The organism is Saccharomonospora iraqiensis subsp. iraqiensis (genome assembly GCF_000430445.1).
Classification (GTDB): Bacteria; Actinomycetota; Actinomycetes; order Mycobacteriales; family Pseudonocardiaceae; genus Saccharomonospora; species Saccharomonospora iraqiensis.
The window spans coordinates 16193-19120 of the sequence record NZ_KE387115.1 but is presented as its reverse complement, the minus strand read 5'-3'; the positions used below and the strand labels follow the sequence as shown (position 1 = coordinate 19120).

The following is a 2928-nucleotide window of genomic DNA, read 5'->3' as shown; positions in this document are numbered from 1 at the left end:
GCCCGGCCTCCCGGTGTGCGCGGGTGCGATCAGACCGGCTCGCGCGAGGCGGGCCGCGGTGGCCTGGTCACAGCAGGCCAGTCCGTCGACGAAGAGGTCGGGCTCGCGACTACAGGTGATCTCGGCTTCCCCCCGGGACACGGCGCGCAGCGTCGCGCGTTCCCGGTGGTTCAGATCATGGTCGGTACTGTCGCCGTGCTCCGTGTCGTTGTGGTCCTGAGGCACGGGGCGCCTCCTTGCTCCTGCGGCGACCGGCGTCTTTACCGGTCGTTTGCCAATAATTCAACCCCGTGCCGCAGCATATCTCAGCGCTGTGTGCCGAATCTCATCCGTCCGGGGCGCGACAGGAGTCGGTGCCCCGGGAGCCGCCCCACTCAGCGTGCGTCGTCGAACAGGGCGGTCACACTGCCGAGTTCGGAGAGGGTCGCGACGACCGCGTCGCCGGGTGTCACCGGGAACGCCCGGGTCATCGACCCGGGCAGCACCACGTGCCCGGGTTCCAGCCCGATCCCCAGCGGACCCAGGGTGTTGGCCAGCCACACCAGGGCGTTGATCGGGTTGCCGAGCACCGCCGCCCCGGCCCCGGTGGCGACGAGCTCGCCGCCCAGGTGCAGGGTGCAGCCCACCGTCCGCAGGTCCACCGCGGACAACGGGGTCGGCCTGCTGCCCAGGACCACGCCGCCGGAGGAGGCGTTGTCGGCGATGGTGTCGACGATCGAGATCTTCCAGTCGCGGACGCGGGAGTCGACGATCTCCAGCGCGGGCAGCACGAACTCGACGGCCCGCACGGCGTCGGCCGTGGTCACGCCCGGTCCGGACAACGGCCTGCCGAGCACGAACGCCACCTCCGGCTCGATGCGCGGCTGGAGGTAGGTCGTCGCCGGGATCGGCTGCTGCTCGGGGTGGAACATGTCGCTGAGCAGGTGACCGTAGTCCGGCTGGTCCACGCCCATCTGCTCCTGCATGGCGGGCGAGGACAGCCCCACCTTGTGCCCCTTGACGAGCTGGCCCGCGCCGGTCCAGTGCCGCACCTGCTCCTGCTGGATGCGGTAGGCGTCGAGCACCGTCGCCCCGGGATACTCGTCGATCACCGGGGCCGTCGGCTCCCCGGTCTCGTGGGCCTGCAGGAACCGGGCCGCCACGTCCTGGGTGTTCATGCCGCACACCGTCGTCGCAGGCGCCCGCGCGCGCAAGGACCGGGTTCCGGTCAGCGGGATCGCCCGCGCCGGGGTGCTCAGCCGGACGTGCCCGCGGTGATCGCCCGGTCGAGGACCTGGGCCAGGTGCAGCGACTCCCGGCCGGTGAGGTCGGCGATCTGGGTGCGGCAGCTGAACCCGTCGGCCAGCACCAGCGTGTCCTCGTCCGCGGCGGTCACCTCGGGGACCAGCACGCGCTCGGCCGCGCCGACCGACACCTCGTGGTGTCCGCGTTCGACGCCGAAGTTGCCCGCCAGCCCGCAGCAGCCCGAGTCGAGGGTGCGGTTGTCCACGCCGACCCTGCGCAGCAGACGCTCCTCGGCGGCGTTGCCCATGACGGCGTGCTGATGGCAGTGCTGCTGGGTCAGCGCCTCCGCCCCGAGCGTGCCGAAGTCGGCCTCCGGCGCCTCACGCTGGAGGAACTCGCCGAGCGTGCGCGCGTCGATCTCCGGCACGTCCAGCAGGTCGTGGATGTCGTGCCGGAACACGGCCAGGCAGCTCGGTTCGAGACCGACCACCGGGGTGCCCGCAGCGAGCTCGGGGGCGAGCACGTCCAGGCTGTGCCGCAGCACCCGGCGCGCGACGTCCAGCTGGCCCGTGGAGATCCAGGTCAACCCGCAGCAGACCGATCCGCGCGGCAGCACCACGTCGAACCCGGCGTGCTCCAGGACCCGAGTGGCCGCCGCGCCGATCTCCGGGGAGAAATGGTCGGTGAACGTGTCCGGCCACAGCACCACGCGCGGACGGTCGCCGTCCCCCGACGGGGGAGCGGGCCGCCTGCGCCACGCGCGCCGGAACGTGGTGCGGGCGAACGCGGGCAGGTCCCGCTCGGCGGCGATACCCCCGAGCCGTTTGACCACACCGGACACCCCGGGCGTGCGCAGCACGCGGTTCACGACCCCGGGCGCGGCCGAGGCCAGCCGGGCCCACAGCGGCAGGAAGCCGAGGGAGTAGTGACTGGCGGGCCGCAGCCTGCCCGCGTAGTGCTGGTGCAGGAACTCGGCCTTGTACGAGGCCATGTCCACGTTGACCGGACAGTCGGACAGACACCCCTTGCACGCCAGGCACAGGTCCAGCGCGTCGTGGACCTCGGCCGAGTCCCAGCCGTCGGTCACGGTCTCGCCGCGCATCATCTCGTGCAGCAGCCGCGCCCGGCCGCGTGTGGAGTGTTCCTCCCGGCCGGTGACCATGTAGCTCGGGCACATCACGCCGGTCGAGGTGTCCACGCACTTGCCCACGCCGACGCAGCGCCGGGCGGCGGTGGCGAGGCTGCCGCCGTCGTGCGGGTACCGCAGCGTGATCGGGAGATCCCGGGTGGGCCCGGAGAACCGCAGGTCGGCGTCCAGTGGACGCGGGCGGACGAGGTTGCCCGGGTTGAGCAGGTCGTCGGGGTCCCAGGCCGCCTTGAACGCCTCGAACAGCCGCAGCAGCGACGCCGGATACATCCGCTCCAGCAGCTCCGCGCGGGCCTGCCCGTCGCCGTGCTCGCCGGACAGCGACCCGCCGTGGGACACGACGAGATCGGCCGCCTCGGTCATGAACTCCCGGAAGACCCGCACCCCGTCCTCGTGCACGAGGTCGAAGTCGATGCGCACGTGCACGCAGCCCTCGCCGAAGTGCCCGTACGGGATGCCGCGCAGCCCGTGCCGGGCCAGCAGCGCGCGGAAGTCGCGCAGGTAGGCGCCGAGCCGCGCGGGCGGGACCGCGGCGTCCTCCCAGCCGGGCCAGGCCT

General features: G+C 72.8%; 3 protein-coding genes. All 3 read right to left on the bottom strand.

Translation table 11 applies throughout. The annotated features are described in order from the left end of the window. Nucleotides 1-225: hypothetical protein (locus tag ACTIR_RS27575; RefSeq protein WP_026455198.1), on the bottom strand; the 225-nt coding region annotated here is incomplete at its 3' end. 149 nt (nucleotides 226-374) lie between these two features. Further along, nucleotides 375-1157: a 2-keto-4-pentenoate hydratase gene (locus tag ACTIR_RS0117115; RefSeq protein WP_026455197.1), complete on the bottom strand. Its 783-nt coding sequence runs from the start codon at nucleotides 1155-1157 to the stop codon at nucleotides 375-377. Nucleotides 1158-1234: 77 nt separating this feature from the next. Continuing rightward, on the bottom strand, nucleotides 1235-2928 hold a 1694-nt coding region (locus tag ACTIR_RS23970; RefSeq protein ID WP_034240650.1), incomplete at its 5' end, for an FAD-binding and (Fe-S)-binding domain-containing protein.

Coding starts and splice junctions, on each gene's coding strand:
- ACTIR_RS0117115 (WP_026455197.1), bottom strand. CDS start 1,157: ATGAACACCCAGGACGTGGCGGCCCGGTTCCTGCAGGCCCACGAGACC.